The sequence below is a fragment of the Elstera litoralis genome (assembly GCF_000963705.1).
GTDB classification, from domain to species: Bacteria; Pseudomonadota; Alphaproteobacteria; order Elsterales; family Elsteraceae; genus Elstera; species Elstera litoralis.
Map to the genome: position 1 here is coordinate 1 of NZ_LAJY01000398.1, position 3,807 is coordinate 3,807.

Sequence of the window (3,807 nt, forward strand, 5' to 3'; positions counted from 1 at the left end):
CGGCAATTGCTCGGTGGTAAAAGTTCCCAGCAACCCCACTGCTGCCACGGTTGTACACGCAACCTGAGCCGTGCTAGGGGAGCCTTACGCTCTACCCAGGGCGACGTAATTCGGGCGACCTAATTCCATAGGATACAAAGATGAGCGACGAAAATCAGACCAACGGTCAAGGCACCGAGCAAAACGATGCCCCGCCGATTACGGTTAATGTTCAATATGTGAAGGATCTGTCCTTCGAAAACCCGAATGCGCCCGCAAGCCTGGTGCAGCAAGAATCGCCGGACGTGGAACTGCGCGTCGATGTGGGCGCGCGCCAGTTGGGGCCGAACCTGTTCGAAGTGCTGCTCAGCATCAATGCCAGCGCCAAGCATGGCGACGATGTGGCCTTTCTGGTGGAATGCGCCTATGCGGGCGTCGTCACCCTGAATGTGCCGGACGAACATTTGCAGCCGGTGCTGCTGATCGAAGTGCCGCGCCTGCTGTTCCCCTTCGCCCGCAGCATTGTGGCGAACGCCGTGCGCGACGGCGGCTTCCCGCCGCTGATGGTCCAGCCCATCGACTTCCTCGACCTCTTCCGTCGCCGCGTGGCAGCAGCCCAGGCCGAACAGGAAGCGGCCGGCACGGCGTAAAGCGAATAACCCCGCCCCGAGGCACGCTTGGGGCGGGGTTATGTCTATATTTATTGAATCCGGACGGTCGAGAATTGACAGGCTTTCAGCCCCATGATGGGATGATGTTGTACCGCAACATCGAGAACAGGGATGGGCATAATGAAAGCGGTTCGTTTGGGAATGGGCGCAGCGCTTGGGATGGCGCTGCTGGGATCGACCTCGGCTCTTTCCGCCGATAGCGTCGCCATCGGCATCAGCGGTTGGACCGGGTTCGCCCCGCTCACGCTGGCAAAAGAAGCCGGAATTTTCACGAAAAACGGTCTGGATGTGTCGATCAAAAAGATCCCGCAGAAAGACCGTCACCTCGCCATCGCCTCGGGCGATATCCAGTGCGCGGCGACGACGCTGGAAACCTGGATCACCTGGAATGCGGCGGGGATTGCCACCAAGCAAATCTTCCAGCTCGATAAATCCTATGGGGCCGATGGGATGGTCGTGCGCAGCACGATTGCCTCGATCAAAGACCTGAAGGGCAAGACTGTGGCGGCTTCGGCCCCCGGCACCTCGCCCTATTTCGCCCTCGCCTGGATGCTGGCGAAGAACGGCATGTCTGTGAAAGACGTGACGGTCGTGAACATGGAACCCGGCCCGGCGGCGCAAGCCTTCATCGCCGGGCAGAATGACGCCGCCATGACCTATGAGCCCTATCTGTCGTCGGTGCGCGCCGCGCCGCAGGCCGGTAAGATCATCGCCACCACGTTGGATTATCCGATGGTGATGGATTCCTTCGGCTGCACGCCGAAGTTCCTGGCCGAAAAGCCCGCCGCCGCCAAAGCCTTTGCCAAAAGCTACTTCGAAGCGGTCGAGATGATCGCCAAGGAACCGGCCAAATCCTATGAAATCATGGGCGCGGACGTAAAGCAGACCGGCGAGCAGTTCGGCAACTCGGCGAAATACCTGCGCTGGCAAGATAAGGCCGCGAACAAGGTTTTCTTTGCGGGCGAGTTCAAGAGCTTCAATAAGGAAGCGGCGGATTTGCTGCTGTCGGCTGGGGTGATTAAGGCGATCCCCGATCTCGACGGTCTCGCCGATACCTCGTTCCTCGACTAAATCGTGGTCGGGCGGCGGCTTCGGTCGCCGTCCCCTTTTTTCGGGAAAATCAGCATGCTCCGTCCCTTGGAGCCGGTCGGTCGCGGCGCGCGCATCGGCCTCGGCATCGCTTTTTTTATCGTCTTCGTCGCCGCTTGGGCGTTCGCGACCTTCGGCGGCTATGTGTCGAAGACCTTCCTGGCCGACCCGCTGACGATGGTTCAGGACGGCTATCTGCTGCTGACCAAATATGGGTTTCTCGGCGATATCGGCATGACCGTTTGGCGCGTCGTCGGTGGGTTTGTGCTGGCCGCCCTCGTGGCCGTGCCGCTCGGAATTCTGATGGGGGCTTATAAGGCGGTGGAAGCCTTTTTCGAGCCCTTTGTCTCCTTCGCCCGCTATTTGCCCGCCTCGGCCTTCGTGCCGTTGCTGATTCTGTGGGCGGGCATCGGCGAGACGCAAAAGTTGCTGGTGATTTTCATCGGCTCGGTCTTTCAGATCGTGCTCATGGTCGCCGTTGCCGTGGGCCAGACCCGGCGCGATTTGGTCGAAGCCGCCTATACCCTGGGCGCGGGCGACCGGGGCGTGCTGGCGCGGGTGCTGATTCCCGCCAATGCGCCGGAGATTGCCGAAATCCTGCGCCTCGTGCTCGGGTGGGCCTGGACCTATGTCATCGTCGCCGAACTCATCGGCTCGTCGAGCGGTATCGGTCATATGATCGTTGATAGTCAGGCGCTGCTGGCAACCGGCCAGATCATTTTCGGCATTATCATTATTGGGCTGATCGGCCTGATTTCTGATTTTCTGGTGCGGGCGCTGAACCGCAAGCTGTTCGCTTGGAGGCTGGCATGAGCAAGCTGGAAATTACCGGCGTTGGTCGCATTTTCCCCGGCGTGCGGGGGGGCGCTCCGGTGACGGCGTTGCAGCCGACCGACCTTGCCATCGCCAAGAATGATTTCATCACTATTCTCGGCCCCTCCGGCTGCGGGAAATCGACCCTGCTGCGCATCGTCGCTGGGCTCGACCGCCCGACCTCCGGCGCGGTGCGGCTTGATGGGCGCGCCATCGACGGGCCGGGGCCGGATCGCGGCGTGGTTTTTCAATCCTACACGCTGTTTCCCTGGCTGACCGTGGCCGATAACATCGCCTTCGGCCTGCGCGAAAAAGGCGTGCCCGAGGCCCAGCGCCGGGAGATTGTCGCAAGCTATGTGGAGAAAGTAGGGCTGAAGGGTTTCGAAAATCATTTCCCCAAGCAGCTTTCCGGCGGCATGCAGCAGCGCACGGCGATTGCGCGGGCCTTGGCCAATGATCCCGAAATTCTCCTGCTCGACGAGCCCTTCGGCGCGCTCGACAATCAAACCCGCTCCTTGATGCAGGAACTGTTGCTGGGAATCTGGGAGCGCGACCGCAAAACCGTGCTGTTCGTCACCCATGATATCGAGGAGGCGATTTTCCTCGCCTCGCGCGTCATCGTCATGTCGGCGCGGCCAGGGCGGATCAAGGCCGATGTTCCGGTCGACCTGCCGCACCCGCGCCATTACACGATGAAAGTAAGCCCAGAATTTTCGGCCCTCAAAGCCCGGTTAACCGAAGAAATCCGCGCCGAAGCGGTACTGGCGGCGATGGAGCATTGAGGGGGGAGGACCCGCCAGATGTGCTGACAATCGCCCCGACGATGTGCACGCGGCACTAGACGCCGAGGTGGCGGGTACGGTGTAAAGCGAAGCCCCGCCCGGGGGGTGAGCCTCGGGGCGAGGAGGTTTGTTAAAGTGGTTAAGGGTTAAGATTATCATCCCTTAGTCGCTTACATTCATAGATATAATTTCTTATCATTTGTAAATTTTCCTTAGGTGATAGAGTTGGGCAATATATTGGATAAAAATGGTTTTTATATCCGCTGAACCTAGTGTATTCAATTTTTTTGGTTTCACAAATTCTTCTGTCAAAATCTCCTGATTTAACGGTGTTTATTCCACCAGACAAACCACCCATATGGCCAAACCATTCAGTACCATCATTATTAGCGATTAATGTGCCTCTCACACGATCTCTGCTCGGATGGTTCTTATTAATAATAGGATTTATCTCTACAATAATTCTGTTTTTC

The 3,807-nt window shown here is 58.6% G+C and carries 5 protein-coding genes; 4 read left to right on the plus strand and 1 reads right to left on the minus strand.

The features are described from left to right. Positions 1–140 precede the first annotated feature (140 nt). The 4 genes from secB (at position 141) to VZ95_RS14380 (ending at position 3,334) form a co-directional block, all read left to right on the plus strand. Positions 141–629: a protein-export chaperone SecB gene (gene secB, locus VZ95_RS14365; RefSeq protein ID WP_045776465.1), complete on the plus strand. Its 489-nt coding sequence runs from the start codon at positions 141–143 to the stop codon at positions 627–629. 141 nt (positions 630–770) lie between these two features. Continuing rightward, positions 771–1,721 (plus strand): ABC transporter substrate-binding protein, encoded by a 951-nt coding sequence (locus tag VZ95_RS14370; protein ID WP_045776468.1) that lies wholly within the window; start codon positions 771–773, stop codon positions 1,719–1,721. A gap of 54 nt (positions 1,722–1,775) precedes the next feature. Continuing rightward, on the plus strand, positions 1,776–2,552 hold the full coding sequence (locus VZ95_RS14375) for an ABC transporter permease (protein WP_045776466.1): 777 nt from the start codon (positions 1,776–1,778) through the stop codon (positions 2,550–2,552). After that, complete coding sequence (locus VZ95_RS14380) at positions 2,549–3,334, plus strand: ABC transporter ATP-binding protein (RefSeq protein WP_045776467.1); 786 nt, start codon at positions 2,549–2,551, stop codon at positions 3,332–3,334. Before VZ95_RS14375 ends, VZ95_RS14380 begins: the two co-directional genes overlap by 4 nt. 139 nt (positions 3,335–3,473) lie before the next feature. Here VZ95_RS14380 and VZ95_RS25720 read toward each other — a convergent pair. Next, on the minus strand, positions 3,474–3,807 hold a 334-nt coding region (locus VZ95_RS25720; protein WP_198148314.1), incomplete at its 5' end, for a hypothetical protein.

Coding starts and splice junctions, on each gene's coding strand:
- secB (WP_045776465.1), top strand. CDS start 141: ATGAGCGACGAAAATCAGACCAACGGTCAAGGCACCGAGCAAAACGAT.
- VZ95_RS14370 (WP_045776468.1), top strand. CDS start 771: ATGAAAGCGGTTCGTTTGGGAATGGGCGCAGCGCTTGGGATGGCGCTG.
- VZ95_RS14375 (WP_045776466.1), top strand. CDS start 1,776: ATGCTCCGTCCCTTGGAGCCGGTCGGTCGCGGCGCGCGCATCGGCCTC.
- VZ95_RS14380 (WP_045776467.1), top strand. CDS start 2,549: ATGAGCAAGCTGGAAATTACCGGCGTTGGTCGCATTTTCCCCGGCGTG.